27 protein-coding genes are annotated in these 26,850 nt (G+C 61.5%); 17 read left to right on the forward strand and 10 right to left on the reverse strand.

The features are described 5' to 3' along the window. Positions 1-315 carry a helix-turn-helix transcriptional regulator gene (locus AC1IN8_RS18460; protein WP_236661792.1) on the forward strand — a complete coding sequence of 105 codons (315 nt, stop codon included), beginning with the start codon at positions 1-3 and terminating at the stop codon, positions 313-315. Between the two features lie 6 nt (positions 316-321). On the opposite strand, the gene AC1IN8_RS18465 is transcribed toward AC1IN8_RS18460, so the two are convergent. From AC1IN8_RS18465 to AC1IN8_RS18475, 3 genes are all read right to left on the reverse strand, one after another. Next, complete coding sequence (locus AC1IN8_RS18465; protein WP_162852236.1) at positions 322-489, reverse strand: hypothetical protein; 168 nt, start codon at positions 487-489, stop codon at positions 322-324. 125 nt (positions 490-614) lie between these two features. After that, positions 615-2,111 carry an aldehyde dehydrogenase gene (locus tag AC1IN8_RS18470; protein WP_479760070.1) on the reverse strand — a complete coding sequence of 499 codons (1,497 nt, stop codon included), beginning with the start codon at positions 2,109-2,111 and terminating at the stop codon, positions 615-617. Positions 2,112-2,309: 198 nt separating this feature from the next. Then, positions 2,310-2,852 (reverse strand): cupin domain-containing protein, encoded by a 543-nt coding sequence (locus tag AC1IN8_RS18475; RefSeq protein WP_139437613.1) that lies wholly within the window; start codon positions 2,850-2,852, stop codon positions 2,310-2,312. 172 nt (positions 2,853-3,024) lie between these two features. Here AC1IN8_RS18475 and aptA point away from each other — a divergent pair, with 172 nt between their 5' ends. The 6 genes from aptA (at position 3,025) to AC1IN8_RS18505 (ending at position 9,539) form a co-directional block, all read left to right on the forward strand. Continuing rightward, complete coding sequence (aptA, locus tag AC1IN8_RS18480) at positions 3,025-4,356, forward strand: omega-aminotransferase AptA (RefSeq protein ID WP_319917461.1); 1,332 nt, start codon at positions 3,025-3,027, stop codon at positions 4,354-4,356. Positions 4,357-4,458: 102 nt separating this feature from the next. After that, positions 4,459-5,955, forward strand: coding sequence for a CoA-acylating methylmalonate-semialdehyde dehydrogenase (locus AC1IN8_RS18485; protein WP_479760072.1), 1,497 nt, complete (start codon positions 4,459-4,461; stop codon positions 5,953-5,955). Between the two features lie 83 nt (positions 5,956-6,038). Further along, complete coding sequence (locus AC1IN8_RS18490; RefSeq protein ID WP_042650122.1) at positions 6,039-6,767, forward strand: glutamine amidotransferase-related protein; 729 nt, start codon at positions 6,039-6,041, stop codon at positions 6,765-6,767. 155 nt (positions 6,768-6,922) lie between these two features. Then, positions 6,923-7,894, forward strand: coding sequence for a LysR substrate-binding domain-containing protein (locus AC1IN8_RS18495; RefSeq protein ID WP_005326177.1), 972 nt, complete (start codon positions 6,923-6,925; stop codon positions 7,892-7,894). Between the two features lie 65 nt (positions 7,895-7,959). After that, positions 7,960-8,799: a PfkB family carbohydrate kinase gene (locus tag AC1IN8_RS18500; protein ID WP_265435563.1), complete on the forward strand. Its 840-nt coding sequence runs from the start codon at positions 7,960-7,962 to the stop codon at positions 8,797-8,799. A 287-nt stretch (positions 8,800-9,086) separates the two neighbouring features. Beyond that, the gene (locus tag AC1IN8_RS18505; RefSeq protein WP_005326180.1) at positions 9,087-9,539 is read left to right on the forward strand and encodes an Rrf2 family transcriptional regulator; all 453 of its coding nucleotides are present in this window, start codon (positions 9,087-9,089) and stop codon (positions 9,537-9,539) included. A gap of 92 nt (positions 9,540-9,631) precedes the next feature. On the opposite strand, the gene AC1IN8_RS18510 is transcribed toward AC1IN8_RS18505, so the two are convergent. Further along, complete coding sequence (locus AC1IN8_RS18510) at positions 9,632-10,144, reverse strand: ferredoxin-type protein NapF (protein ID WP_247627693.1); 513 nt, start codon at positions 10,142-10,144, stop codon at positions 9,632-9,634. A gap of 137 nt (positions 10,145-10,281) precedes the next feature. Here AC1IN8_RS18510 and AC1IN8_RS18515 point away from each other — a divergent pair, with 137 nt between their 5' ends. Both AC1IN8_RS18515 and rmuC read left to right on the forward strand, forming a co-directional pair. Continuing rightward, positions 10,282-10,497 carry a hypothetical protein gene (locus AC1IN8_RS18515; protein WP_139437624.1) on the forward strand — a complete coding sequence of 72 codons (216 nt, stop codon included), beginning with the start codon at positions 10,282-10,284 and terminating at the stop codon, positions 10,495-10,497. A gap of 55 nt (positions 10,498-10,552) precedes the next feature. Beyond that, on the forward strand, positions 10,553-11,884 hold the full coding sequence (rmuC, locus tag AC1IN8_RS18520; protein ID WP_139437625.1) for a DNA recombination protein RmuC: 1,332 nt from the start codon (positions 10,553-10,555) through the stop codon (positions 11,882-11,884). An 80-nt stretch (positions 11,885-11,964) separates the two neighbouring features. Here the strand turns inward: rmuC and AC1IN8_RS18525 are convergent, their stop codons facing one another. The 5 genes from AC1IN8_RS18525 to def all read right to left on the reverse strand — a co-directional run bounded on the left by AC1IN8_RS18525 (position 11,965) and on the right by def (position 17,780). Next, on the reverse strand, positions 11,965-13,407 hold the full coding sequence (locus tag AC1IN8_RS18525) for a TrkH family potassium uptake protein (protein ID WP_404837542.1): 1,443 nt from the start codon (positions 13,405-13,407) through the stop codon (positions 11,965-11,967). 93 nt (positions 13,408-13,500) lie between these two features. Further along, positions 13,501-14,877, reverse strand: coding sequence for a Trk system potassium transporter TrkA (gene trkA, locus AC1IN8_RS18530; RefSeq protein ID WP_139437629.1), 1,377 nt, complete (start codon positions 14,875-14,877; stop codon positions 13,501-13,503). 80 nt (positions 14,878-14,957) lie between these two features. Beyond that, positions 14,958-16,250 carry a 16S rRNA (cytosine(967)-C(5))-methyltransferase RsmB gene (rsmB, locus tag AC1IN8_RS18535; RefSeq protein ID WP_319917458.1) on the reverse strand — a complete coding sequence of 431 codons (1,293 nt, stop codon included), beginning with the start codon at positions 16,248-16,250 and terminating at the stop codon, positions 14,958-14,960. A 60-nt stretch (positions 16,251-16,310) separates the two neighbouring features. Next, positions 16,311-17,255 carry a methionyl-tRNA formyltransferase gene (fmt, locus tag AC1IN8_RS18540; protein ID WP_342059291.1) on the reverse strand — a complete coding sequence of 315 codons (945 nt, stop codon included), beginning with the start codon at positions 17,253-17,255 and terminating at the stop codon, positions 16,311-16,313. A gap of 12 nt (positions 17,256-17,267) precedes the next feature. After that, a complete protein-coding gene (gene def / locus AC1IN8_RS18545; RefSeq protein ID WP_043132215.1) occupies positions 17,268-17,780 on the reverse strand; it encodes a peptide deformylase in 513 nt (170 codons plus the stop codon). A gap of 108 nt (positions 17,781-17,888) precedes the next feature. Here def and AC1IN8_RS18550 point away from each other — a divergent pair, with 108 nt between their 5' ends. From AC1IN8_RS18550 to aroE, 7 genes are all read left to right on the forward strand, one after another. Beyond that, complete coding sequence (locus AC1IN8_RS18550; RefSeq protein WP_479760074.1) at positions 17,889-18,977, forward strand: LysM peptidoglycan-binding domain-containing protein; 1,089 nt, start codon at positions 17,889-17,891, stop codon at positions 18,975-18,977. 1 nt (position 18,978) lies between these two features. After that, entirely contained in the window at positions 18,979-20,094 is a 1,116-nt protein-coding gene (dprA, locus tag AC1IN8_RS18555; RefSeq protein ID WP_479760076.1) for a DNA-processing protein DprA, read from the forward strand. Next, positions 20,087-20,560, forward strand: a complete 474-nt coding sequence (locus AC1IN8_RS18560) for a DUF494 family protein (protein ID WP_025325340.1) — start codon at positions 20,087-20,089, stop codon at positions 20,558-20,560. Before dprA ends, AC1IN8_RS18560 begins: the two co-directional genes overlap by 8 nt. Before the next feature lie 55 nt (positions 20,561-20,615). Continuing rightward, positions 20,616-21,173 (forward strand): DNA topoisomerase family protein, encoded by a 558-nt coding sequence (locus tag AC1IN8_RS18565; RefSeq protein WP_139745007.1) that lies wholly within the window; start codon positions 20,616-20,618, stop codon positions 21,171-21,173. A 300-nt stretch (positions 21,174-21,473) separates the two neighbouring features. After that, positions 21,474-22,034 (forward strand): L-threonylcarbamoyladenylate synthase type 1 TsaC, encoded by a 561-nt coding sequence (gene tsaC, locus AC1IN8_RS18570; RefSeq protein ID WP_479760079.1) that lies wholly within the window; start codon positions 21,474-21,476, stop codon positions 22,032-22,034. A 108-nt stretch (positions 22,035-22,142) separates the two neighbouring features. Further along, entirely contained in the window at positions 22,143-23,051 is a 909-nt protein-coding gene (hemF, locus tag AC1IN8_RS18575) for an oxygen-dependent coproporphyrinogen oxidase (protein ID WP_479760081.1), read from the forward strand. Between the two features lie 104 nt (positions 23,052-23,155). Then, positions 23,156-23,977 carry a shikimate dehydrogenase gene (gene aroE, locus AC1IN8_RS18580; RefSeq protein WP_479760083.1) on the forward strand — a complete coding sequence of 274 codons (822 nt, stop codon included), beginning with the start codon at positions 23,156-23,158 and terminating at the stop codon, positions 23,975-23,977. A 1,001-nt stretch (positions 23,978-24,978) separates the two neighbouring features. Here the strand turns inward: aroE and yihA are convergent. Continuing rightward, positions 24,979-25,635: a ribosome biogenesis GTP-binding protein YihA/YsxC gene (gene yihA, locus AC1IN8_RS18585; RefSeq protein WP_202047937.1), complete on the reverse strand. Its 657-nt coding sequence runs from the start codon at positions 25,633-25,635 to the stop codon at positions 24,979-24,981. A gap of 143 nt (positions 25,636-25,778) precedes the next feature. Between yihA and AC1IN8_RS18590 the strand changes: the two genes are divergently transcribed. After that, entirely contained in the window at positions 25,779-26,396 is a 618-nt protein-coding gene (locus AC1IN8_RS18590; protein WP_041206664.1) for a c-type cytochrome, read from the forward strand. Positions 26,397-26,850: the final 454 nt, after the last annotated feature.

A 26,850-nucleotide genomic window follows, 5' to 3' on the forward strand; every position in this document is an offset into this window, starting at 1 on the left:
ATGAAGAAACTATCTATAGAAGAGCGTGAGGAGCTGCTGCGTGAACTGTTGGTCAAGTTGCATCGTGGCGTCATCCACGAAGGCGACCTGCTACGCAAGTTGCGCAAAGAGATGCTAGGGATGGATCAGGAGGGCTATGCCAGTCTCATTGGAATCAGTCGACGCACCTTGTCAGCAATCGAACGCAATACTGCCACTCCTTCAATGAAGACGGTCGATCAGGTATTCCGGCCATTTGGATTGAAGATGAGGCTGACACCATTGAACTTGGGTTTGCAAAAACAGATTGCCGAACAACTGGTTGATGATGAGTAGGAATGATCAACGACCACGGCGGATCTTCTCTACATCCATGAGCAGCCACAGCATGAGTGCGATGGCGGAGATCCAGGGACCCCAGGTCACATAGGCCTCACCCTGGCCCAGCATGAAGAAAAGCAGCGGCAGACCCACCACCAGAAACAGTACACTTCCCAGAAAAAACAGCATTTTTATCTTTATATTTAAGGGCTTGTCTATTTGATGATTATATCGATTGAGGCCGTTGAGGAAAGGGTAAAAATGAAAAAGGGGGATTTCTCCCCCTTTGTTGTCTGATCTCGTCATATTCGACGCTAATCGAGCTGGATCCAGGTGCTTTTCAGCTCGGTGTACTTCTCCAGGGCGTGCAGTGACTTGTCGCGGCCGTTGCCGGACTGCTTGAAGCCGCCGAACGGCATCGTCATGTCGCCCCCATCCCAGTTGTTGACGAAGACGGTGCCAGCACGCAGGGCGCGGGAGCCCTTGACCGCCTTGTTGAGATCCGCCGTCCAGATCGCTGCCGCCAGGCCGTAGTCGGTGTCGTTGCCAAGGGCGATGGCTTCTTCGAGGGTGTCGAAGCCGGTCACCGCCAGCACAGGGCCGAAGATCTCCTCGCGGAAGATGCGCATCTGTGGGGTCACGTCGTCAAAGATGGTGGGCTCGATATAGAAGCCGCCGCTCTCGGCATGAGTGCGCTTGCCCCCCAGCAGCAGCCTGGCGCCCTCCTGCTGGCCGATGGCGATGTAGTTCAGCACCTGTTCCATCTGGATGCCGTCCACCATGGCGCCGATGCGGGTGGCGGGATCCAGCGGGTTGGCGGCGATCCACTCGCGGGCATGGGCCAGCAGGCGCTCCATGAACTGTGGCTTGATGCTGTTTTGCACCAGCAGGCGGGAGGCGGCGGTGCACACCTCGCCCTGGTTGTAGAAGATGGCGCCCACGGCACTCCTGGCGGCGGCGTCCAGATCCGGCGCATCCGCCAGCACTATGTTGGGGCTCTTGCCGCCACACTCCATAAAGGCGCGTTTCAGATTGGACTTGCCGGAGCACTGCACCAGATGCTTGCCGATTTTTGTGGAGCCGGTGAAGGTGATGCAGTCCACGTCCATGTGCATGGCCAGCGCCTCGCCCACGGTGTGGCCAAAGCCCGGCAGCACGTTGAAGACGCCGTCCGGGATGCCCGCCTCTTTCGCAAGGCCGGCGATGCGCAGGGCGGTGAGGGGGGATTTTTCGGACGGCTTGAGGATGACGGAGTTGCCGGTGGCGAGCGCCGGGCCCAGCTTCCAGCAGGCCATCACCAGGGGGAAGTTCCAGGGCACGATGGCGGCCACCACCCCGAGCGCCTCCCGGGTCACCAGGGCCAGGGCGGACTCGTCCACCGGGGCGACCTGATCGTAGATCTTGTCGATGGCCTCGGCGTTCCAGGCGATGCAGTTGGCGGCGGCCGGGGCGTCATAGCCCATGGCATCGCCGATGGGCTTGCCCATGTCCAGGGACTCCAGCAGGGCCAGCTCCACCTGGTTGAGGCGCATCAGTTCGGCGAAGCGCTGCATGACGAGCTTGCGCTGTTTCGGGGAGAGCCCGCTCCAGCGCTTGTCATCGAAGGCGGCGCGCGCGGCCTGCACCGCCAGCTCGGCGTCGGCGGCGTCGCAGGAGGCCACCTTGGTCAGCAGCTGGCCGTTGGCCGGGTTGATGCAATCGAAGGTGGCGCCGTTGACGGCATCCCGGTAGCTGCCGTCGATAAAGGCTTGCGAGGGCAGGGTCAGATGGGCGGCCTTGTGTTGCCACTGGGCCAGGGTCAGGTCACTCATGTTCACTCCTTGAACCGGCAAAAAACGTCTTCGCGTATCAATATGCTAAACATCCTGCCGCTTGTAAATTCATCTTGTAACAATTCATTAAACACTTGCCGCTCGGTGCCTGAGGAAAGCCCCCGATCTGCGGCGGACCTCATCTAGGCAGCAGGGCCGTTTCGTGGAGGGGCGAGCGGCCCTGGCCACCCATGGGGATCAGAAGCTGGCCGGGGTGTTGGCCGAGATCAGCATGCACTCCTGTTCCCCCACGTTGCGGAAGCGGTGCGGGGTGCGGCTGTCGAAGTAGTAGCCATCCCCGGGGGCCAGCAGGTGTACCTGCTCGCCGACGGTGACCTCCACCTGTCCCCTGATGACGATGCCGCACTCTTCCCCCTCGTGACTCAGCATGTCGTCGCCGGTGTCGGCCCCCGGGGGCAGTACCTCCTGCATCATGCCGATGGCGCGGTTGGCCCGGCTGTGGCCCACCAGTCGATAGCTGATGGGGTGGGTGCCGAGATCCGGCATGTCGTCCGCGCGGAAGATCACCTCGGAATCCATCTCCGTCTCATCGGTGAAGAAGCTGGCCAGCGACATGGGGATGCCTTCCAGCACCTTGCGCAGCGACGCGACCGAGGGGCTCACCTGATTTTTCTCGATCTGGGAGATAAAACCGTTGGTCACACCGGAGCGCTTGGCCAGCTCGCGCTGGGAGAGGGCCGCCTTGGTGCGAACCGCCTTGAGGCGGTGACCGATATCCATCGATAGACACTCCTTGACTGTTTACTATTATTAAAATTGTGTTAAATATCTTATACCACCCCTGGGGGGTGACACCAAGCAGGGCGATGATAGGCCCTTTTTTATGGATTCAGGTGTTTAATTTAATAGGCATTAGCCAAGTGTTACTAAACGCCTTAAGGATGAGGTGACCATGAAACCGATTAGCGACATCAATACCCCTTCCGACATGTCCGCCTTCTGGATGCCCTTCACCGCCAACCAGCAGTTCAAGGCGGCGCCGCGCATCCTGAAGTCGGCAGAGGGGATGTATTATCACTCAGAGGATGGCCGCAAGATACTGGATGGCACCGCCGGGCTCTGGTGTTGCAACGCGGGCCATGGTCGGCGCGAGATTGCCGAGGCGGTCTCCCAGCAGATCTCCCACCTCGATTTTGCCCCCACGTTCCAGATGGGCCACCCTCTGCCGTTCGAGCTGGCCAACCGGCTGGTGGAGATAGCCCCCAAGGGCTTCGGCCACGTCTTCTATACCAACTCCGGCTCCGAATCCGTCGACACTGCGCTCAAGATAGCGCTGGCCTGGCAGCGGGCCCGCGGTCAGGGCACCCGCACCCGGCTCATAGGCCGTGAGCGCGGCTACCACGGGGTCGGCTTCGGCGGCATCTCGGTGGGGGGCATTCCCGGCAACCGCAAGTGGTTCGGCTCCCTGCTTGGGGGGGTGGATCACCTGCCCCATACCCTCAACATTGGGAAAAATGCCTTCACCAGGGGTTTGCCGGAGGAAGATCTCACCCTGGCCGACGAGCTGGAGAAGATCGTCTTCCTCCATGATGCCAGCAACATAGCGGCCGTCATCGTCGAGCCCATCGCCGGCAGCACCGGCGTCATCATGCCCCCCAAGGGCTACCTCAAGCGCCTTCGGGAGATCTGCACCAAACACGGCATCCTGCTGATCTTCGACGAGGTGATCACCGGCTTCGGTCGCCTGGGCTCCGCCTTTGCCGCCCAGGAGTTCGACGTCATCCCCGACCTCATCACCTGCGCCAAGGGGCTCACCAACGGCGCCATCCCCATGGGCGCCGTGCTGGTCCAGAACCACATCTATGACGACATGATGGCCGCCGGCAAGGGCGCCATCGAGCTGTTCCACGGCTACACCTACTCGGGCCACCCTGTGGCCGCCGCCGCGGGTCTGGCGACCCTCGAGATCTACCGCAGCGAGAACCTGCTCCATCGCGCCGCCGATCTGGCGGGCTACTGGGAGGAGGCGGCCCATTCGTTGAAGGGCTGCAAGCATGTGAAGGATGTGCGCAACTACGGCCTGGTGGCGGGCATAGAGCTCGAATCCATGCCGGATGCGCCGGGCAAGCGCGCCTACGAGGTGTTCGTGCGCTGCTTCGAGAAGGGGGCGCTGATCCGGGTGACCGGCGACATCATAGCCCTGTCGCCCCCCCTCATCATCGAGCGCAGCGAGATCGATGACCTCTTCACCCTGCTGCAGGACGTGTTGCAGACCCAGGAATAACGTTTCACCCGATTGCATGGCGCCCGCCGGGCGCCCTCTTCCTGTGCCTGATGCCCACGGCCGCGCGCAGGAATGACGCGAATGACCCATCACGGAGGATTTATGAGTTACAGGATCGACAACTTCATCGACGGCGAAACCACAGAGAGTCGCAGCGAGCGTTTCGGCGCCATCTTCGATCCGGCCACCGGCCAGCAGCAGGGCACTGTGGCCCTCTCCACCGCCGCCGAGTGCCTCGATGCCATCGCCAGCGCCGAGCGCGCCTTCGCCGACTGGTCCCAGACCCCGCCGCTGGTGCGGGCGCGGGTGATGTTCCGCTTCAAGGAGCTGATGGAGCTGCACAGGGACGAGCTGGCCCGCCTCATCAGCCGCGAGCACGGCAAGGTGTTCTCCGACGCCCAGGGAGAACTGACCCGGGGACTGGAGGTGGTGGAGTTTGCCTGCGGCATTCCCCATCTGCTCAAGGGGGAACACTCCCTCAACGTGGGCCGCGGGGTGGACAGCCACTCCATGATGCAGCCGGTGGGGGTCTGCGCCGGCATCACGCCGTTCAACTTCCCGGCCATGGTGCCGCTCTGGATGTTCCCGGTGGCGCTGGCCTGCGGCAACAGCTTCATCCTCAAGCCGTCCGAGAAGGATCCCTCCCTCTCCCTGCGCATGGCCGAGCTGCTCAAGCAGGCCGGTCTGCCGGACGGGGTGCTGAACGTGGTCAACGGCGACAAGGAGGTGGTGGACGTGCTGCTGACCGATCCGCGGGTACAGGCGGTCTCCTTCGTCGGCTCCACCCCCATCGCCCAGTACATCTATGCCACCGCCTCGGCCCACGGCAAGCGGGTGCAGGCCCTGGGCGGCGCCAAGAACCACATGCTGGTGATGCCGGATGCGGATCTCGATCAAGCGGTCTCCGCCCTGATGGGGGCGGCCTATGGCGCGGCCGGCGAACGCTGCATGGCGATCTCGGTGGCCCTGGTGGTCGGCGATGCCACCGCCGATGCTCTGGTCGCGAAACTCTCGCCCCTGGTGGCGGCCCTGCGGGTCGGACCCGGCCTCGGCCAGAGCCCGGAGAACGAGATGGGCCCCCTCATCAGTCGCGAGCACCTGGCCAAGGTGCGCGGCTACGTGGATCAGGGGGTGGCCGAGGGAGCCGAACTGGTGGTCGATGGTCGCGGTGTCAGCCACGGTGAGGGCTACTTTATCGGCGGCAGCCTGTTCGACCGGGTCGGCCCCGAGATGCGCATCTACCGGGAGGAGATCTTCGGCCCCGTGCTCGCCATAGTGCGGGCGCCGGACTACGAGACGGCCCTGCGCCTCATCAACGAACACGAGTACGGCAACGGCACCGCCATCTTTACCTGCGACGGGGATACCGCAAGGGACTTCACCACAAGGGTTCAGGTCGGTATGGTAGGGGTGAACGTACCCATACCGGTGCCCATGGCGTTTCACAGCTTCGGTGGCTGGAAGCGATCCATCTTCGGGCCGCTCAACATGCACGGGCCGGACGGGGTGCGCTTCTATACCCGGATGAAGACGGTGACTGCGCGCTGGCCCCAGAGCCTGCGGGCCGGCGCCGAGTTCTCCATGCCGACCATGAAATGATCAACATGCAGCAGCTAGCCCTGGCATGGCCCGGCGGAAGGAGTCCGCCGGCGTGTCCCGCTATCCCTGTGAAGGAGTGACAGATGCGACTGGGAATTCTCGATTGTGACCGGCTGGACCCCGACTTGGTTGGGAGTTTCGGCCCCGTTTACTCCGAGATGTTTATCAAGGGATTCCGGGCGCTGGCACCGGCGTTGGAATACAGGGTCTGGTCGGCGCTCGACGGCGAGCTGCCGAGCGACTTGAACGAATGCGATGCCTGGCTCATCACAGGTTCGCGCCACGATGCCTACAGCGACATCCCCTGGATCCTGGCGCTGCGCGACTGGATCCGGCGGGCCCACGATGCCAACGTCAAGCTGGCCGGCATCTGCTTTGGCCATCAGGTGATCGCCCAGGCGCTGGGGGGAGAGGTGGTGAAGTCCACCAAGGGCTGGGGGCTGGGGGTCTCGGTTCACCCCATGCAGGAGGCGAAACCCTGGATGCAGCCGGGGCTCGAGACCATTCGGATCCTGGCCAGTCACCAGGATCAGGTGGAGCAGCTGCCACCGGGGGCGACCCTGCTGGCGGGCAACGACTTCTGCCCGAACTTCATGTTCCTGCAGGGGGATCACATAGTCGCCATCCAGGGTCATCCGGAGTTCTCGGTGGAGTACAACCGGGCACTGATCGAGCGGCGGCGGGATCGGTTGCCCGACGAACACTACCAGAGCAGCCTCTCCTCCCTGGAGGGAGAAGTGGACTCGGCCACCATGATGCAGTGGCTGCTGCAGTTCCTCGGCATGCTGCCGGTCGGGCCTGCCGTGCGCTGAGCGTCCGTTTGTCATATCCACCCTGCAGATGCTAGATTTTGTAGCAAAATGAAGGATCAAGCGGTGATATGCCGAGCTCGGATGGTACACTGGCCGCCATTTGTGGCGGCCTTGTCCATCTGACGACAGCCGCGCCAGCCTGTGAGGGTGCAACCTTGAAACTACAGCAGTTGAAGTATCTGATCGCGGTGCGGGACCACAATCTCAACGTCTCCGTCGCTTCCGATGCGCTCTATACCAGCCAGCCTGGGGTGAGCAAGCAGATCGGCTTGCTGGAGAGCGAGCTGGGGGTGCGCATCTTCGAGCGTCGCGGCAAGCACCTGCACAGGATCACCCCTGTGGGGGAGGAGATCATCAAGTGCGCCGAGGCCATGCTCAACATAGAGAGCAAGATCAAGGCCATCTCCCGGGAGTATCTGGACCCGACGGTGGGCACCCTCAACATCCACACCACCCACACCATAGCCCGTTACCTGCTGCCGAAAAGCGTCACCTATTTCACCAAGAAGTACCCCAAGATCTCGTTCCACCTGCACCCCGTGATGTCGGCCACCAAGGAGCAGATCAGCAAGGGTTACTCGGATTTTTCCATCGTGGCCCACGAGATAGGCTTCGACAAGGAGCTGATCGCGCTGCCCGCCTATCTCTGGACCCTGTCGCTGGTGGTACCCCAGGATCACCCCCTGGCCAAGGTGAAGAAACCGACCCTGGAGCAGCTCTGCCAGTACCCCATCCTCAGCTACGAGAGTGGCGCCACCGGGCGTCAGGTGCAGGACAGGGTGTTCCAGGCGGCTGGCCTCAGCCCCAACTACTACATGACGGTGATGGATGCGGGGGTCATCAAGCGCTACGTGGAGCTGGGCTTTGGCATCGGCATCATCTCGTCGCTGGTGGCCAATGACACCGATGCCCCCGGCCTGGTGGCCATCAATCTGGAGCACCTGTTCGAGCCCTGCCCGGCCCAGCTCTGCTTCAGCAAGAGCATCCTCTTGCAGAACTACATGTATGACTTCATCAGCTCCTTCTCCCCCCATCTCACCAAGGAGATGATCCAGAACGTGATGCAGCAGCCGACCCAGGCGCGCATCGACGAACTGCTGGTCGGGGTGGAGCTGCCCGTCTACTGAGTCGTCTTCCGTGACAGATCCGGTGCCGCTGGGTGCCGGATCCTGCCCGCCCTGCCGAGGTCCCCATGTCCCGCATCCTGCTGCTTGCCAATCTCAACTGTGATCATGTGCTCTCCCTGGCCGAACCCCTGGTGGCGGGGGCGCGCCTGCAATACGTGGATCAGGGGCGCAGGCTCGGCGGCGGCGCCGCCAACACCGGCATAGGGCTGGTGTGGGCGGGGCACGAGGTCATCATCGCCTCCCGCATCGGGCTGGACGAGACCGGCGACTGGCTGCTGGAGCAGGCGGCGGGCCATGGGCTGGACTGCTCCCACGTGGAGCGCTTCGGCGGCGAGACAGGGGAGCTGCTGGTGCTGGTGGACTCCACCGGGGAGCGCACCATTCTGAGGCGGCCGCGCCGCCCGGATCTGCCCGGCGACCTGCCGCTGGAGGGGGTGGACTGCCTCTATGTGAACTACCCCGGCACCGCCATCATCGGCTACATGCGCCAGATGCTGGGCAAGAGTTTCGTGGTGGCCCAGTATCCCAAGGGCGGGCAGGCTCGCCGCCCCTGCCACGTGCTGGTGGCCTCCCGCGCCGATCTCGCCGAGGTGGACGACCCCTGGCAGCATGCCCGCCAACTCGCAGGAGATCAGCTCGAATGGCTGGTGCTGACCGAGGGCAAGGCAGGGGCCGTGGCCATCCACGGCGAGGAGCAGGTGCGGGTGGCGGCGCGGCCTGTGTCCGTGGTCGACACCACGGGGGCGGGGGATGCCTTCGCCGGCGGCCTTATCCACGGTCTGGCCCGCGGCATGGCGATGAGGGATGCCCTGCAGTGTGCGGTGGACTGGGGCGCCTTCGCGGTCGCCTCCGAGAGCTCCATTCCCTCCCAGGCCCTGAAAACCTGGCTGAAGCATCCCCACTGACAGCCCAGAACCGGCCCGCTCGCCGGCCTGTGGCCCTGTGCCTGCCGATGGAATTTAGCCGCCGGAAATGGCCAAAACCCCGCCTCGAGCCGGCAAGTTTGCGATCAATCAAAGAAAGTGTCGATTTATGTACATCTTCGTCGACACCCGCCAGAGCTGCTCTTAACCTTGTCACTCCACGACCCGGCTGAAGACGCGACACCTGTGCGGGCGCACGTGCAGTCTCACCTCTCTGGCCACTGGCTGTCGTCCTGATTTCTGGCTTGTAGTAAGAGGCAAGTGCGACCATGCAACTCACACGATTTACCGACTATGCCCTGCGTACCCTGACCTTTCTGGCCATCCAGCCCGGTGATCGCCTGTCGACCATCACGGAAGTGGCCGACACCTTCGCCATCTCCCGCAACCACGTGGTCAAGATAGTGCATCAGCTCGGCATCAAGGGGTACATCGAAACGGTACGTGGCAAGCATGGCGGCATCCGTCTCGGCCGCTCCGCCGTCTCCATCAACCTGCGCGACGTGGTGATGGACATGGAACACGTGCTCTGCCCTGTGGACTGCAAGCGCGAGAACTGCCGCCTCTCCGGCGGCTGCCGCATCCAGGGCATACTGCGCCGCGCCATGAACGCCTTCCTCGAGGTGCTGGGGGAGTACACCCTGGCGGATGCGGTGCGGGATCCGACCCGGCTGTGCCACCTGCTGGGGATAGAGCAGGACAATATCCTGACCATGGCCTGAGGGCCATGACTGTGAAAGGGCCCCGAGGGCCCTTTTTGCTGTCTGGCATGCATGCGGGGGACGGATCTGGGGGCGTCGGAATGCCGGAGCCGTCAGAGCTGGGGGATCAGGGTGATGGCGCCGTGCAGGCAGGCGAGGCCGCAGGCACCGCAACCGTCGCAGGCCGCCATGTTGACGCTCACCCCCTCGCTGCTGGCCTTGATCGCCTGCTGGGGACAGGCATCCTCGCACAGCAGGCAGTAGAAGCCCTGACGGGCCTGACAGCTCGCCTCTATCCTGACCCGGGTCTGTACCTGACGGCCGAGCCTCAGATCCAGCGCCCCGGTGGGACAGGCTCTGGCGCAGCTGCCACAGTAGCTGCACTGGCCGCAGGCGAGATCCAGCACTGGGGTGCCGGCGATGGGGGTGCCGACATATTCGGGCTGGTCGGCGGGTTTGAGCAGACCGTTGGGGCAGGCCTTGAAGCAGTCGCCGCAGCGGCGGCACAGGGCGAGGAATTGCGACTCTTCGATGGCCCAGGGCGGGCGCGCCTCGTGGCAAACCATGTCCGGTTTGCGGGTGCCCCCCAGTGCGTGCGTCAGCCAGCGACAGAAAAAATGAGTCATGCCCACCCCTATACCTATTAGGGGTTAATTTTATCCAGTTTTCCGTCGGCAAGCCAGAGAATAGCGCCGGCCAGGATCGCAAGCCGGGTTGCCCTTGTGTAAGCTAGGCGGGTCTTTTTGCGGGATCTGATGAACTCATGTGGTTATTTCTGTGGCGTGCTTCTCTGCTGTATATCTTCCCCTTGCTGATGTGGGCCTACTGCCACATCAAGGAGATCGAGTTCACCGAGCTCGACACCGGGGTCAACAGTCACAAGTGGGTGGTGCTGGCCGCCTACCTCATCTATGTCCTGTTCTGGTTGCTGCTCAACCGTTACCTCGAACTCTTCCTGCGCCAGCGGAGCCGCCGATGACAGGGTTGTCTGCACGAGCTGATCTCCAGCGCTTCCTGCGTCGGCGGAGTCGGCGATGATCCCGATGACGACCTGGCTGCCTGCCGTGCTGGCTGGTCTGCTTGCCCTGCTCCTCGGCTGGCTGGCGGGGCGTCGCACGGCCCGTGAGGAGACACTGCTCATTGAGGAGCGCCATCAGGCGCTGCAGGACAGGTTCGACGAGCTGCAGGACGAGAAGATGCTGGGCCAGCAGAAGCTGGAGCAGCAGCAGGCCCTGTTGCTCAAGCTCACCGCCCGCCTCAAGGATGCCGAAGCCACTCTGCGCAGCGAACGCATCGCCAGCGCCGAGAAGCTGCAACTGCAACAGCAGGCGGAGGCTCGCCTCAGCCAGCAGTTCGAGAACCTCGCCAACCGTATCTTCGAACAAAACTCCGGTAACTTCCGCGAATTGAATCAGAACAGCCTGGATCTGCTGCTGACACCCCTGAAGGAGCAGCTCGAGGGCTTTCGTCGCCAGGTGGGGGAGACCCACGCCCAGGAGACGGCCCAGCGTCACAGCCTCAGGTTCGAGCTGGAGCGCCTCGCCGAGCTCAATGCCCGCATGACCGAAGAGGCCGCGGCCCTGACCCGGGCCCTCAAGGGGGACAGCAAGCAGCAGGGCAACTGGGGTGAGGTGGTGCTGGCCCGCATCCTCTCCGAGTGCGGCCTGCGGGAGGGCCACGAGTACCACACCCAGGTCAATATCGAGGTGGACAAGGGCAAGCGCTATCAGCCCGACGTCATCGTCCACCTGCCCCAGGACAAGGACATCATCATAGACGCCAAGGTGTCGCTGACCGCCTACGAGCGCTGGTACAACGCGGGGGACGAGCTGGAGAGGGCGGTGGCGCTCAAGGAGCACGTCGCCTCGGTGCGCAACCACATCCGCGAGCTGGGCCGCAAGGATTACCAGCAGCTGCCCGGGGTACGCACCCTAGATTATGTGCTGATGTTCGTGGCGGTGGAGCCTGCCTTCCTCACCGCCCTGGAGGCCGATCCCTCCCTGGTGCGTTACGGGCTGGATCACAACATTCTGCTGGTGAGCCCCACCAACCTGATGGTGGCACTGCGCACCATAGAGAACCTGTGGCGCTACGAGCGGCAGAACCAGAACTCGCGCCAGATAGCGGAGCGGGCCGGTCGCCTCTACGAGAAGCTGCGGCTGTTCGTGGAGGAGATGCAGCAGATGGGGGGCAGCCTGCACAAGGCGCAGGAGAGCTACGACAAGGCGATGGGGCGACTGGTCAACGGCCGTGGCAACCTGATCGCCCAGGCCGAGCGTTTTCGCGAGCTGGGGGTCGAGGTCACCAAGCCCCTGCCGGAGCCCCTGGTCAACCGTGCGCTGGAGCGGGAAGACTCCGCCGACTGACGCAACGGCGGCGGTCGAACTCAGACAAAAAGGCAGCCCGCGGGCTGCCCTTTTTGTCATGGCGATCCGCGACGCCAGCCTCATTGCCGCCAGAACGAGGGGAAGCAGATCACCGCCACCGTCAGGATCTCGAGCCGCCCCAGCAGCATGCCGAACGACAGTATCCACTTGGCCGAGTCCGGCAGGCTGGCGAAGTTGGTGCTGGGCCCGATGACGGGGCCCATGCCCGGGCCCACGTTGGCCACCGCGGTGATGGAGCCCGAGATGGCTGTCAGGGGATCCAGGCCGATGGCGGCGAGCAGGGCGGCGATCAGCAGTATGACGGCGAAGTAGACCAGCACGAAGGAGATCAGGGAGCGGATGATGGCGTCGTTCACCGGGCGGCCGTTGTACTTCTGGGGGAAGACGCCGGAGGGGTGCATCAGCTGGCGCATCTGCTTCTTGAACAGGGCGAAGGCCACCTGCACCCGGAAGATCTTGAGGCCGCCCGAGGTGGAGCCGGAGCAGGCGCCGAGCGCCAGCAGGATCATGAAGATGATGCTGGTGAGCGGGCCCCAGGTACCGAAGTCGCCGAGGCCATAGCCTGTGGTGGTAACCACCGAGACAATATTGAAACTACTGATGCGCAGGGCATCCATGAAACCGTAGATGTCCCTGAACCACAGATAGAAGGTGACGATGAGGGTCACCCAGACCACCAGCCAGAAGAAGCCCTGTACCTGGGCATCCTTGAGCAGGCTGTTGTCACGGCGGGAGAGGGCCTGCACATAGAGCAGGAAGGGCAGGCCGCCGAGGAACATGAAGAGGGTGCCGATCCAGTGCGCCTCGTTGGAGAAGTGGGACATGGATTGGTCCGAAGTGGAGTAACCCCCGGTGCTGAGGGTCGTCATGGCGTGGTTGACCGCCTCGAACAGCGTCATGCCGCTCACCCAATAGGCGAGGAAGCAGAGCATGGAGAGCACCAGATAGACCACCACTATGTTGTTGGCCACCGTCTTGGCGCGGGGTGCGCTCTTGTCCGACCAATCCGAGCTCTCGGTCTGGAACAGCTTCATGCCGCCGACGTTGAGGTAGGGCAGCACGGCCACCGCCATCACGATGAAGCCCACGCCCCCCAGCCACTGCAGGATGGAGCGCCACAGCAAGATGCTGTGGGCCATGCCGTCGAGCCCCGACAGCACTGTGGATCCCGTGGTGGTGACCCCTGACATTGTCTCGAAGTAGGCGTCGGCAAAGCCGATATGGGTGATGAAGACGAAGGGCAGGGCGCCGAAGATGCAGGCCACCACCCAGACCGAGGTGGTGAGCAGGAACATCTCCCGTACCCCGAGGTGAAACTCGGCCTTGCGCCCGTAATGGAGGCAGAGCAGGGCGGCGCCGTGGGTGATGAGCACGGACTTGAGAAACTCGACGAAACCCTCGGAGCCGGTGAACAGCGCCAGCAGGGTGGGCAGCCACATGAAGAGGGCCAGCTTGGAGAGCACCAGCCCGAGGGTGAAGACGATGGGACGCAGCTTGATCATGCAAGATAACCTGGTCGTTGATTGAAAAAAGACCCGGACCTTCCCTCTGGGAAGTGTCCGGGTCTGAATGTCGCAGCCTGTTGCATGGGGTGCTTACAGGAAGAAAGGGCTGGGCTGGAACAGGCGTTCCACTTCCGGGATGTACTTCTTGTCCACCAGGAACATCACCACATGGTCATCCTGCTGGATCTGGGTGCGATCATGGGCGATCAGCACCTCATCCCCCCGGACCACGGCGCCGATCGTGGTGCCCGGCGGCAGCTTGAGCTCGCCCACCGTCTTGCCCACCACCTTGGAGGTGTTCTCGTCACCGTGGGCTATGGCCTCGATGGCTTCGGCGGCGCCGCGGCGCAGGCTGTAGACGTTGGCGATGTCGGCACGGCGCACGTGGGTCAGCAGGGCCGAGATGGTGGCCTGCTGGGGCGAGATGGCGATGTCGATGGAGCCGCCTTGCACCAGATCCACGTAGGCGCCGCGCTGGATCAGCACCATTGTCTTCTTGGCACCCATCTTCTTGGCGAGCAGGGCCGACATGATGTTGGCCTCGTCCTCGTTGGTCACCGCGATGAAGACGTCGATCTGATCGATGTGCTCCTCCGCCAGCAGCTCCTGATCCGCCGCGTCGCCGCAGAAGACGATGGTGTGTTCCAGGTTCTCCGAGAGCTGCTCCGCCCGCTTCTGGTTGCGCTCGATAAGCTTCACGCTGTAGCGCTTCTCCAGCTGGCGGGCGAGGCCGGCACCTATGTTGCCACCCCCGACGATCATGATGCGGCGATAGGGGCTCTCGAGCCGCTGCAGCTCAGACATCACGGCCCGGATGTGGCCGGCGGCGGCGACGAAGAACACCTCGTCATCAGCCTCTATGATGGTGGTGCCTTGCGGGCGGATGGAGCGACCCTGGCGGAAGATGGCGGCTACCCGGGTCTCGATGTTCGGCATGTGATCCCGCAGGGTGGAGAGGGCATTGCCCACCAGGGGGCCGCCGTAGTAGGCCTTGACCGCCACCAGGCCCACCTTGCCACCTGCAAAATCAACCACCTGCAGTGCACCCGGATACTCGATGAGACGACGCACATAGTCGGTCACCAGCTGTTCGGGGGCGATCAGGTGATCCACAGGCACGGATTCCGGCAGGAACAGGCGATCCCGCTCCACCAGATAGGCGGGGGAGCGGATCCGCGCCACCTTGTTCGGGGTGTTGAACAGGGAGTAGGCCACCTGACAGGCGATCATGTTGGTCTCGTCACTGTTGGTGACCGCGACCAGCATGTCCGCATCCTGGGCCCCCGCCTCCCGCAGCACCCTGGGGTGGGCGCCGTGGCCGTTCACCACCCGCAGGTCGAACTTGTCCTGCAGCTCCCGCAGGCGGTCGCTGTCGGTGTCGACTATGGTGATGTCGTTGTTCTCGCCGGCGAGGTTTTCCGCCAGGGTGCCACCCACCTGACCCGCACCCAGAATGATGATTTTCATATGGACATCTTACTCAAGATTGTTGCTTCGAAACGAGGCAAGCCAGCCTGTCGCCCGGACTCGGCATCCGGCTGCACGGCCTACAGCTTGATCAGCTTGGCATAATAGAAGCCGTCCATCTCCGCCTCGCCGGGCAGGAACTGGCGACCCGGGCAATCCGGGGTGTCCTGCTGGTGCAGCGGCACCAGACGGGCATCCTTGGTGTCAGCCAGGAAGGCGCGGATCTGGTCGCGGTTCTCTTCCGGCAGCACCGAGCAGGTGGCATAGAGCAGGGTGCCGCCGCTCTTCAGCTTCGCCCAGAGGGCATTGAGAATGCGGCGCTGCAGCTCGGCCAGCTCGCGGATGTCCTGATCCCGGCGAAGCCACTTGATGTCCGGATGGCGGCGGATGACGCCGGTGGCTGAGCAGGGGGCGTCCAGCAGGATGCGGTCGAACTGGCCCTCTGGCCACCACAGATCCGGGGTGCTGGCATCCCCGTGGATCACCCGGGCGGTGAGGCCGATGCGATCCAGGTTCTCCTGCACCCGGGTGAGGCGGTTCTCGTCGGCATCCACGGCCACCACACCGGCGAGGGCGGGCTGCAGCTCCAGCAGGTGGGCGGTCTTGCCGCCGGGGGCGGCGCAGGCGTCCAGCACCCAGTCACCCGGCTGAGGATCGAGCAGGCGTGCGGCCTGCTGGGCGGCACCGTCCTGCACCGAGCAGTCACCGGTTTCGAAGCCGGGCAGCTTGGTCACGTCGCAAGGGCGCTCCAGCAGGATGCAATCCTCACCTTCTTCGCCGGCCACCGCATTGATACCCACTTCGGCCATGCGGGCCAGCATCTGCTCGCGGCTCTGGCGCTGGCTGTTGTTGCGGATCCACATGGGGGGGCGCTGGTTGTTGGCCTCCATGATGAACTCCCAATCTTCGGGATAGGCCTGACGCAGACGCTTGGTGAGCCACTCGGGGTGGCCGAGGCGGATGCTGGGCACCCGGTCGATGCGCAGCAGTATGACTTCGGCGCTGCGCTGGAAGTTGCGCAGCACGCCGTTGATGAGGCCGCGCAGTGAGGTGCCCTTGAGCAGCTTGACGGCATTGACGGTCTCGGCCACGGCGGCATGCGCCGGAATGCGGGTGTAGATGAGCTGATAGAGACCGACCAGGATCAGATAGTGGAAGATGCGGCTCTTGTTCTTGAGCGGCTTGTCCATCATCTCGCTCACCGCCGCGTCGAGACGGGGCAGCCAGCGCAGGGTGCCGTAGCAGAGTTCTTGCAGGAGGGCGCGATCGCGAGGCGCCACCTTCTCCTGGGCAGCAGGCAGAACAGCGGAGAGGGATTGGCCCTGATCCAGCACCTGTTGAATAACGAGAGCGGCCTGTGCACGTGTTTTCATAGAGTTACCTTAGATGCGCAAGTCGGGGCCTGGGCCCCGCTTGTGTCAATTCAATCCAGTTCAATGCAATTGCGTGCCGGGTTCAAACCAGTCGCGGCGAGAGTTGAGCAGATCCGGGACGGACATGGCCTTCTTGCCGGGCGGTTGCAGGGTCAGCAGACGCAGCACCCCCTTGCCGGTGGCGACGTCGATCCCCTGCTTGTCGGCCTTGAGCAGGGTACCGGCGCTCTGGCCATGGTCGCTGTCGATGACCTCGGCCTGCCACACCTTGATGGTCTGCTCCGCGACTTCGAACCAGCTGATGGGCCAGGGATTGAAGGCGCGGATGCAGCGTTCGATGGCGACGGCCTCCATGGACCAGTCGATACGCGCCTCTTCCTTGGAGAGCTTCTGGGCATAGTTGGCCAGCGCATCGTCCTGCACCTCGGCAGCTGTGTCACCGGCGGCCATGGCATCAAGGGTGTCGACCAGCGCCTGCGGGCCCAGCTCGGCCAGCTTGTCATAGAGGCTGGCGGAGGTCTCATCACTGGCGATGGGGCAGCTCACCTTGCGGATCATGGCGCCGGTATCCAGCCCCACATCCATCTGCATGATGGTAACGCCGGTTTCGCTATCGCCAGCCCAGATGGCGCGCTGGATGGGAGCCGCGCCGCGCCAGCGTGGCAGCAGGGAGCCGTGCACGTTGAGGCAGCCGAGGCGCGGGGTGTCGAGCACCGCTTTGGGCAGGATCAGGCCATAGGCCACCACCACCATGAGATCGGCGCCAAGGGCGGCCAGCTCGGCCTGGGCCTCTTCATTGCGCAGGGACGCCGGCTGGTAGACCGGCAGATCGTGGGCCAGCGCCAGCTCCTTGACCGGGCTGGCGGTCAGTTTCTGGCCGCGGCCCGCCGGCTTGTCGGGCTGGGTGTAAACGGCGACGACCTCATGGTCGGAAGACAACAACGCCGCCAGGTGACGGGCGGCGAAGTCGGGGGTACCGGCAAAAATCAGTTTCAGCTTATTCAATGGGGCAGATCCTCAGAGGACTTTGCGATCTTCACGGGCCATCTTTTCCAGCTTCTGACGGATGCGCTGGCGCTTGAGCGGGGACAAGTAATCCACAAACAGCTTGCCGACCAGATGATCCATCTCATGCTGTATGCAGATAGCGAGCAGATCGTCCGCTTCCAGCTCGAATGGCTTGCCGTGGCGATCCAGCGCCCGGACCTTGACCCACTCGGCGCGCGGCACCAGGGCGCGGCTGCCGGGGACCGAGAGGCAACCCTCTTCGATACCGGTGCTGCCTGATTGCTCCAGGATTTCCGGGTTGATCAGCACCAGCTGATCTTCACGGTCTTCAGAGACGTCGATGACGATGATGCGCTGATGAACGTCGACCTGAGTCGCGGCCAGGCCTATGCCTTCCTCCGCGTACATGGTTTCGAACATATCATCTACAATCTGTTGTAACTCGGGTGTAATGGTCTCGACAGGGGCTGCGACTGTGCGCAGGCGCTCATCGGGGAAACGCAATACATCTAGAATGGCCATAGTTTTTTCTTTAGTTTCATGTAAACGCAGTCAATATTGACGTAATTCTAGTCATTTACGTCGACAAAAAACAGCAACACTTTGCGTGCAGAAGTAACAGGGAGTGTTATGCATCTGAAGCAAATCATCCTCGCCTGTCTGGCGACAGCCCTGGCCAATGGTGCCATGGCACAGCAGTTGACGCTGAAATCCGGCTATCCCGAGAGTTATGTGGTGCAGAAGGGGGATACCCTCTGGGATATCTCGGGCCAGTATCTGGCCGAACCCTGGCTCTGGCCACGTCTCTGGAACATCAATCCCCAGATTGCCAATCCACACTGGATTTACCCAGGCGACGTGCTGCAACTGAGCTGGGTCAACGGCGAGCCGCGTCTGGGCAAGGCCAGCCAGGGCGGCAAGCAGGTTATTCACCTGTCTCCCAAGAATCGCTACGAGAACAAGGCCAATCCCATTCCGACCCTGCCCCTCAGCGAGATAGTGCCCTTCCTGCAAACCGATCACATTCTGGCCGACAGCCAGCAGAGCAAGGATCTGCCCTATGTGCTTGGCAATAACGACAAGCATATCGGCATGCTGGAGGGGGACACCCTCTACGTACATGGGGCGCTGAATCCGGGTCAGAGTTACGGCCTCTATCGCCCCGGGGTGACTTACAAGGACAAGCTGACCGGTGAGCAGCTCGGCCAGGAGGCGATTTTTGTCGGCACTGTGCGGGCGGAGGATCGCCAGGCCAACGACAGCACCAGAGTCACGCTGACGCACAGCAGGCGCGAGGTGTATCAGGGAGACAAGGTCATCCCGTTGCCACCGCAGGAGAGCCTCTCTGCCGTCTTCATGCCAAAGGCGGCGCCGGTGATTTCCCCCGGTTATGTGATAGAACTGCCGAGCAAGGTGCGCGGAGGAGGCAAGTTCGACGTTGTCCTCATCAACAAGGGGCAACGGGATCAGATTGCGCCAGGCGATGTGCTCGAGATCCTGCGTCCGGGTGCCGATATGGTGGACAAGAATGGCAAGGTCTCGTATCGGGAATATGCATCCGTCTATGACAAGGCATTTCACTCTGCTGGCAAGTCGTCCCTGCCCGCCGAAGCGGTTGCCAGGGTCATGCTGTTCAAGGTGTATGACAAGCTGAGTTATGGCCTCATCCTGCAGAGCCAGGACCTGGTCAGCTCGGGTTATCAGGTCAGCAACTTCTGACGTGCCACTTCCACTCGAACGGCTGTCGCTGTGGCTGACGCTGGATGGGGTGACCGGCATAGGCCCGGTCACCGCCGCGCGCTTGCTGGCCCATTTTGGTGGCGACATCACCGCTCTGTTTGACTCAGACGATGGCACCCTGCGATCGCTTGGTCTGCAGAGCGCCCAAATTCAGCAGATGAGATGGCCCCTGCCGGTTGTGGATCAGGGGCTGAGCTGGGCCGAAGCGCCTGGCAATCACCTCCTCTGTCTCGATGACCCCGCCTATCCTGCCTTGCTTAAAGAGATCCCCGCCGCCCCCTTGCTGCTCTATTGCCGCGGGGATCTCGCAGCCCTTTCCCTGCCACAGCTGGCGATGGTGGGAACTCGTCACCCCACCTATGCAGGCAAGGACAACGCCGCCCGTTTGTGTGCCGAGCTGGTGGTGTGCGGCCTGGCGATCACCTCCGGATTGGCGCTGGGCATCGATGGCATCTGTCACCAGCAGGCCTTGGCATCGGGCGGTGTGACGCTGGCGGTGCTGGGCTCCGGGCTTGAGTGCCTCTATCCAAAGCGCCATCAGGGCCTGGCGATGCAGATCCTCGAGCACGGCGGTCTGCTTGTCTCCGAGCTGGCGCCGGACCAGGGACCGCTGGCGGAACATTTCCCTCGCCGCAATCGCATCATCAGCGGCCTGTCGCTGGGAACCCTGGTGGTGGAGGCTACCGAGCAGAGCGGCTCACTCATCACTGCCCGCTACGCGTTGGAGCAGGGTCGCGAGGTCTTTGCCGTCCCGGGTGCACCGCAAAATACCCAGGCCGCTGGGTGCAATCGCCTGCTTCAGCAAGGGGCCAAGCTGGTGTTGAATGCGGCAGATGTCATGGAAGAGCTGCCTGCCCTTGTGCCGTTAAAGAGGTCGACGAGCCCTCCTCCCGAGCCATTGCATAATAGCGAATTGCCTTATGCCGATTTGTTGGATAACGTAGATTATGAGACCACGAGCGTGGATACCGTTGCCGAGCGGGCCCAGCTTCCTGTCGAAGTGGTATTGGGCAGGTTGGTAGAGCTGGAGCTGGCCGGTGGAGTGATGGCGGTAGCCGGTGGATACGTCAGAGCGAGGAGGGCGAATCATGTTTGATGTATTGATGTACCTTTTCGAGACCTACATCCACAGCGATGCAGATGTGATGGTCGAGCAGGATGAACTCACCGACGAACTTAGCCGGGCCGGTTTCAATCAGGACGAGATTGAGAAGGCGCTCAACTGGCTGGAACGACTGGCCAATCTGCATGACAGCGAGCGGGAGGTGTATGTCACCGCCAGCGCGCAAGGTTCGATGCGGATCTACGCCCCGCAAGAGCTGGCTCGCCTCAGCACAGAGTGCCGTGGTTTCCTGCTGTTCCTGGAACAGGCCCAGGTGCTTAACGCCGAAACCCGCGAGATCTGTATCGAGCGCTTGCTGGAGCTGGACAAGCCGGATATCGAGCTGGATGACCTGAAGTGGGTCGTCATGATGGTGCTGTTCAACGTCCCGGGCAGTGAGAATGCCTACCAGCAGATGGAGGAGCTGGTGTTTGACGAGTCAGACGGTGTCATTCACTGACAGTCCGGTGCCGCGCTGGTAGAATTCAGGCCATCTGGATTCCAAGGCGCGGCCCATGTCAAAAATCGATCATCACCTCTTTTCTGCCCACGAACATGCATTCGAGCGCGAGCCGTGCCCGCAGTGTGGTGCCGAGCTGGTGATCCGTCAGGGCAAGCATGGCCCCTTCCTGGGCTGTTCGGCCTACCCCTCTTGTGATTACATTCGTTCCCTGACGCCCTCCGGCCGCGACATCGAAAAGGTGCTCGAAGGATCGGCCTGTCCCGATTGTGGCCAGCCGCTGGCGATCAAGAAGGGGCGCTACGGTCTGTTCGTGGGCTGTACCCAGTATCCGGCCTGCCAGCATATCGAGTCCCTGCAGGAGAGTGACGATACCCAGATCCTCTGCCCGGAGTGCGGCAAGGGCCATCTAGTGAGCCGCACCTCCCGCTATGGCAAACAGTTTTACTCCTGTGATGCCTATCCTCACTGCAAGTACGTGGTAAATGACAAGCCTGTTCCCATGCCCTGCCCCGAGTGTGGCTGGGGCATCATGATCGAGAAGAAAGTGAGAGGGAGTCTGCGCTGGGTCTGCCCGCAAAAGAAATGCTGTCATCAGATTGAGCGGGTATAATCCTGCCGCCATAAGCCCGCTGGCAGCTTGCTGGCAAGGGAGTGTTTCATCTGGATTTTCACCTTGCCGTGAACCGCCCCTTTATGGCCGTGCCGTTGGGCGCCGATCCCGATGTTGCCGTACCGCCAGCCTCTTGATCAGCCCGGCATCGCAGGCGCTGCACTGGCCGATGATGAGCCGGCGCTCTGGCGGGTCAAACGTCCGAATGTACTGAAGAGGTGAGGGCACCAAGGTCCCTCATGTCTGTTCAACTTACAACCCAGTGATGAGAGGCGGCAGCCCGGCTGTCGCATTTTTTCTATGCCAAACGAATTTGAACAAGCGATCGCCGCCCTGCACCGCGAAGGGGTGATCGCCTATGCCACCGAGGCCGTCTTTGGCCTAGGATGTGATCCCGACTCCGAGGCTGCGGTTCAGCGCCTGCTGGCCATCAAGCAGCGTCCGGTGGAGAAGGGCCTGATCCTGATCGCCGCCGATCTGGCCCAACTGCAAGATTACATCGACTTGGACCAGCTCAGCAGCGAGCAGCTTGCGCGCGTGCAGGCGAGCTGGCCCGGCCCCTTCACCTGGATCATGCCTGCCCGTGCGACCACGCCGGCCTGGCTGACCGGACAGTTCGATACCCTGGCGGTGCGCGTTACGGCCCATCCTCAGGTGCAGGCCCTGTGCCGCGCCTTTGGTAAACCTCTGGTCTCGACCAGTGCCAACCTGACCGGCGAGGAGCCTGCCCGTCGGGTGGCCGAGATTGGTGAACTGCTGGCAAGCCAGCTGGCTTATATCCTGCCCGGTGAAGTCGGGGGACAAGCCAATCCATCCGAGATCAAGGACGCCCGTACCGGCGCCATCATTCGTCCCTCCTGAGGGGCGGCAAGTGCCTGATTTGCAGTCATGACGGGCGATGTGCTCATGGCGTGACACCACAATATAAAATGGACGGGACGATCAAGAGCCTGCCTGACTGGAGACAAGATGAGCAAACCGGATGTGGCCCAGGTCAAGGCCTTCCTGCTGCAGTTGCAGGACGAGATCTGTCGGGGACTGGAGCAGGCTGACGGCGCCGGACACTTCGTGGAGGATGCCTGGCGCCGCGAAGGCGGTGGTGGAGGCCGTACCCGGGTGCTGCGCCATGGCGCCGTGATCGAGCAGGGCGGGGTCAACTTCTCCCATGTCTATGGCGATGCCATGCCGGCGTCGGCGACCGCTCACCGTCCCGAACTGGCTGGTCGCAAGTTCGAGGCCATGGGGGTCTCGCTGGTGATCCATCCGCATAACCCCTATGTGCCGACCAGCCATGCCAACGTCCGTTTCTTCATCGCCGAGAAAGAGGGCGAGGCGCCCATCTGGTGGTTTGGCGGCGGTTTCGATTTGACGCCCTTCTATCCGTTTGCCGAGGATGTGCAGCACTGGCATCAGGTCTCCCACGATCTCTGTCAGCCTTTTGGCGACCAGATCTACTCCGAGTTCAAATCCTGGTGCGATCGCTACTTCTTCCTCAAGCATCGCAACGAGACCCGGGGTGTGGGCGGCCTCTTCTTCGATGATCTGAACCGCTGGCCCTTTGCCGACAGCTTCGCCTTCATGCAGGCGGTAGGTCGGGGTTATCTCGATGCCTATCTGCCCATCGTCGAGCGACGCAAGGCGCTGCCCTATGGCGAGCGGGAGCGGGCGTTCCAGCTCTATCGCCGCGGCCGTTATGTGGAGTTCAATCTGGTGTATGACAGGGGCACCCTGTTTGGCTTGCAAACCGGGGGACGCACCGAGTCGATCCTGATGTCGATGCCCCCCCTGGCCCGCTGGGAGTATGACTGGCAGCCGGAGGCGGGCAGCCCCGAGGCCTTGCTCTATACCGACTACCTCACGCCACGAGAGTGGCTGTGACTCGAGGGGCCATGACGGGCCCCTTTTTACTGGCCGATATTCGGCTTGTTCCCGACTGAGAAAACCCGTTAAATCGGGTGATCACCCTCTGATGGAACTCTTTGATGGATCGTTATCTGGTTTTTGGCCACCCGGTGTGCCACAGCAAGTCCCCCTTCATTCATACCCTGTTCGCCAGACAGACCCAGCAAGAGCTGGAGTATGGGCTGGCCGAGCCCGCCGTCGATGAGTTTGCCGCTACCCTGCGCAGCTTCTTTGCCCAGGGAGGCAAGGGGTGCAATGTCACAGTACCCTTCAAGGAGCAGGCATTCGCCCTGGTCGATCGACTGAGTCCAAGGGCCAAGCGGGCAGGCGCGGTCAATACCATCAAGTTGACCGATGATGGCGTGCTGCTGGGGGACAACACCGATGGTGCCGGGCTGGTAGCCGATCTCAAGTCCCATGGGGTGACGCTGGCAGGCAGCCGGATCCTGTTGCTGGGGGCCGGTGGGGCGGCTCGCGGTGCGCTGGCGCCGCTGCTGGCGGAGAAGCCGGGCGAGTTGGTCATCGCCAACCGCACGCACGCAAAAGCGCAGCAGCTGGCTGCCGAATTTCAGGATCTGGGTGCGCTCAGTGCCAAGACTTACGAGCAGTTGGCGGGACCGTTCGATCTTATCATCAATTCCACTTCCGCCAGTCTGCAAGGGGAGCTGCCACCGCTGGCGCCAGCCCTGATCCACGCCGATATCGCCATTTACGACATGATGTACGGTGCGACGGACACGGCTTTCATTGGCTGGGCCAAGCAGCATGGTGCCCGTCAGACCATGGATGGGCTCGGCATGCTGGTGGAACAGGCTGCCGAAGCCTTTACCGTGTGGCGCGGCATCCGGCCTGGCACCAAGCAGGTGTTGAGAGAGTTGAAGCGCAACCTGGGCACCTTGTAAGTCGGTTCGCTTATCAAGCGGGCAGGGAGTGGCACAACCGCGAATGTGCAGTCCCGCAGACGGGCTCTGACAACCTCACCCTCTGGTATCTGGGCAGAACAGCTCTCATCCTCGGGGGAACGTGCTCCCCTCGGGTAGGAGAGTGAAATTGACACCATGTTGAAATGGGATTTAAAACGATAAATAACAATGTGTTACGATGAATCCAGGCTTGCGGCGTTCGCGTTTATCAAGTTTTTTCTCAAAGCAGCGGAACTTGTGCGAAATGGTGCTGACTAACTAGATAGTTGAGGAAGTGCTAGCTAGTCACCTTTATAACTCCCCGGTATTTATACTGGGGATTTTTTATCTTTTTGAAAAATATAGAAATTTACCTCATGCATTCCAAGTGAAACTAAATTACATAAATTACTTTCACTTTCTGCTGCTTTGCTGTACAGTTATCAGCGTAGGGTACAGAGGTAAGATGTTCTATCTTTCAGACCTTTTATTTCACGTAATTGAATGTGGCTGAATAGCAGCCCCGATGAGTCATCGTCGGGGTGTTTTTTTATGCGAATCATTTAGAGTAAATGCTTTAAATTGGGCAATGTTTTGTTAGAATAGGGATGTTTCTTGAGGAAAACCAATCGTCTTTGTTCTCGAGAACTCGCTTTTTCCCAATTTTTTGAACTCATTTCTTCAGGCCGGTCTCGCGACAGCGAGACTGGCCTCATTTTTATCCCTTCCTATCCCATTATTGTAATAAATTTTCAGTTTCGTTGGTGTTCGGTATTATTTCCGGCTTGTCTGGTGGGGGAGATGAAAACGGTGTCAAGGAGGGGGTAAGTTAATTTTCACAACAGCCTAACGTTCTATCTCTCTGATTAGAAAGACTTATAAGAAATAGAGATGGGTTGTAACAGAAGGGGGAGTGGGGGCTGGCCCGGGCAGGGGAAAACTGAAAGTCTTTCAATCAGCGGAGGGCCAACTCCGCTCATTGCAGCAAGAAGAGGAGCGATTTACTCCTCGATCTGGTGGTCTTCTTCTGTGTCGGTCGGAGTCGCCTCGGCATTGGACAGATACCAGCCGCTCAGGGTCTGGGCCAGCTTCTCGACGCCTATGTTGTTGAGGGAGGAGAAGGCTTCAACCTGGATCTGCGGACCCAGCTCGGCTACTGCCTGGCGCACCTTGATCACCTGGTTGTTGCGGGGACCCGGGCTCAGTTTGTCTGCCTTGGTCAGCAGCAGCATCACAGGAAGTTCGCGGTGTGAGCTCCACTCCAGCATGTTCATGTCGGTCTCTTTGAGCGGATGGCGAATGTCCATCAGGATCACCAGACCTTTCAAGGATTCGCGGCGCTGCAGGTATTCAGCCAGTGACTTTTGCCACTTGAGCTTCATTTCCAGTGGAACCTGCGCATAACCGTAGCCCGGCAAGTCGACCAAGCGCTTGCCCGGCTCCAGTTCAAACAGGTTGATCAGCTGGGTACGACCCGGTGTCTTACTGGTCCGTGCCAGGTTCTTGTGTTTGGTCAAGGTATTCAATGCAGATGATTTACCGGCGTTGGAACGCCCGGCAAACGCAATCTCGACACCCCCATCATTTGGCAGGTGGCGGATGTCGGGTGCGCTGGTCACAAAATGCACCTTATTGAAATTCAGAGTTTGTGTATCCAACGTAAATTCCCCATAGAGATAGAGGGTTATAGAGTTACTTTTTTGTGAAATCGTGTAAAATGGCGTCGCTTAAACGCGTTTATTTTAACATGCCTTCGGCGGCATGGGATCTGGAAGCCTAATAACGAGAAAGTTGGAACGCCATGAAGAACCTAGTCATTACACTTGCTCTGATGGTTGGCGTAACTGGGATGGCACAAGCCAAGGGCGATGCCGCTGCGGGACAAACCAAGGCTGCCGTCTGTGCGGCCTGTCATGGACCGGACGGCAACAGCCCAGTCGACATGTATCCCAAGATTGCTGGTCAGCACGCATCATATATCAAAAAACAATTAGTTGAACTGAAGGCTGCAGCTTCTGGCCAAACTGGTCGGGTTGCTCCCATCATGGGACCCATGGCGTTGCCTCTGTCCGATCAGGACATGGACGACCTGGCCGCCTACTTCTCCAGCCAGAAGGTGACTCCGGTTGCCGTGCCCGATGACGTGGTTGCCGCAGGCAAGGCGCTCTATATGGGAGGCGACATGGAACGTGGTCTGGCCGCTTGTACAGCCTGCCATGGTCCGCGCGGTTCCGGCGTCGAGCAGGCCAAGTATCCCAGCTTGTCGGGGCAGCACCCTGCGTATATCAAGGCGCAGCTCACCGCCTTCCGTGCGGCAGCCCGTGACAATGACCCCAATGGCATGATGCGGGATGTGGCCAAGAAGCTGACGGATCAGGATATCGAGGCGCTCTCCAAATACGTGGCGGGTCTGCACTGATAAGGTCCTGAATCTAGCTTGTTGAAAATAACAGGGAACTATCAAGGTTCCCTGTTCTCTTTTGGGGCTTCCGGTGCCATGTCTGCAAATGCCCTGCATTGTTGTAAGAGATCCCCCATTTCCGAGCCCGGTCGGGGCTGAAACAGTGTTCGGCCTTCGACGCAGAAGTTATAACTTTCAATATGTTAAAAATGAGATGGCCACTTATCTTCGTTTGAAAGCATACCGGGTGGATTGAGCCCCGCAGCGAAATTGTTACAGTGAGCCCATGGAATGACCGGGCGAGCTGTTGGCGTCCGGGTTGGACAGGGAGTCGGCTCAGCAGGCAAGTGATGAGCAGGAGAGTCAGAGACCAGGATGGTGACCGCCAGGGATGAGCGGGGCTGCGGGAGGCAACCACCCCAGAAAGACGACCGGATGTTGTCCGCATGGGTCAGACAAGCACACGCACATT

The sequence above is a fragment of the Aeromonas sp. 130281 genome, from assembly GCF_056642115.1.

Bases quoted from the DNA above. Each gene is read 5' to 3' on its own strand.
- AC1IN8_RS18460 (WP_236661792.1), top strand. From the start codon at position 1: ATGAAGAAACTATCTATAGAAGAGCGTGAGGAGCTGCTGCGTGAACTG.
- AC1IN8_RS18465 (WP_162852236.1), bottom strand. From the start codon at position 489: ATGCTGTTTTTTCTGGGAAGTGTACTGTTTCTGGTGGTGGGTCTGCCG.
- AC1IN8_RS18470 (WP_479760070.1), bottom strand. From the start codon at position 2,111: ATGAGTGACCTGACCCTGGCCCAGTGGCAACACAAGGCCGCCCATCTG.
- AC1IN8_RS18475 (WP_139437613.1), bottom strand. From the start codon at position 2,852: ATGGATATCGGTCACCGCCTCAAGGCGGTTCGCACCAAGGCGGCCCTC.
- aptA (WP_319917461.1), top strand. From the start codon at position 3,025: ATGAAACCGATTAGCGACATCAATACCCCTTCCGACATGTCCGCCTTC.
- AC1IN8_RS18485 (WP_479760072.1), top strand. From the start codon at position 4,459: ATGAGTTACAGGATCGACAACTTCATCGACGGCGAAACCACAGAGAGT.
- AC1IN8_RS18490 (WP_042650122.1), top strand. From the start codon at position 6,039: ATGCGACTGGGAATTCTCGATTGTGACCGGCTGGACCCCGACTTGGTT.
- AC1IN8_RS18500 (WP_265435563.1), top strand. From the start codon at position 7,960: ATGTCCCGCATCCTGCTGCTTGCCAATCTCAACTGTGATCATGTGCTC.
- AC1IN8_RS18505 (WP_005326180.1), top strand. From the start codon at position 9,087: ATGCAACTCACACGATTTACCGACTATGCCCTGCGTACCCTGACCTTT.
- AC1IN8_RS18510 (WP_247627693.1), bottom strand. From the start codon at position 10,144: ATGACTCATTTTTTCTGTCGCTGGCTGACGCACGCACTGGGGGGCACC.
- AC1IN8_RS18515 (WP_139437624.1), top strand. From the start codon at position 10,282: ATGTGGTTATTTCTGTGGCGTGCTTCTCTGCTGTATATCTTCCCCTTG.
- rmuC (WP_139437625.1), top strand. From the start codon at position 10,553: ATGATCCCGATGACGACCTGGCTGCCTGCCGTGCTGGCTGGTCTGCTT.
- AC1IN8_RS18525 (WP_404837542.1), bottom strand. From the start codon at position 13,407: ATGATCAAGCTGCGTCCCATCGTCTTCACCCTCGGGCTGGTGCTCTCC.
- trkA (WP_139437629.1), bottom strand. From the start codon at position 14,877: ATGAAAATCATCATTCTGGGTGCGGGTCAGGTGGGTGGCACCCTGGCG.
- rsmB (WP_319917458.1), bottom strand. From the start codon at position 16,250: ATGAAAACACGTGCACAGGCCGCTCTCGTTATTCAACAGGTGCTGGAT.
- def (WP_043132215.1), bottom strand. From the start codon at position 17,780: ATGGCCATTCTAGATGTATTGCGTTTCCCCGATGAGCGCCTGCGCACA.
- AC1IN8_RS18550 (WP_479760074.1), top strand. From the start codon at position 17,889: ATGCATCTGAAGCAAATCATCCTCGCCTGTCTGGCGACAGCCCTGGCC.
- AC1IN8_RS18560 (WP_025325340.1), top strand. From the start codon at position 20,087: ATGTTTGATGTATTGATGTACCTTTTCGAGACCTACATCCACAGCGAT.
- AC1IN8_RS18565 (WP_139745007.1), top strand. From the start codon at position 20,616: ATGTCAAAAATCGATCATCACCTCTTTTCTGCCCACGAACATGCATTC.
- tsaC (WP_479760079.1), top strand. From the start codon at position 21,474: ATGCCAAACGAATTTGAACAAGCGATCGCCGCCCTGCACCGCGAAGGG.
- hemF (WP_479760081.1), top strand. From the start codon at position 22,143: ATGAGCAAACCGGATGTGGCCCAGGTCAAGGCCTTCCTGCTGCAGTTG.
- aroE (WP_479760083.1), top strand. From the start codon at position 23,156: ATGGATCGTTATCTGGTTTTTGGCCACCCGGTGTGCCACAGCAAGTCC.
- AC1IN8_RS18590 (WP_041206664.1), top strand. From the start codon at position 25,779: ATGAAGAACCTAGTCATTACACTTGCTCTGATGGTTGGCGTAACTGGG.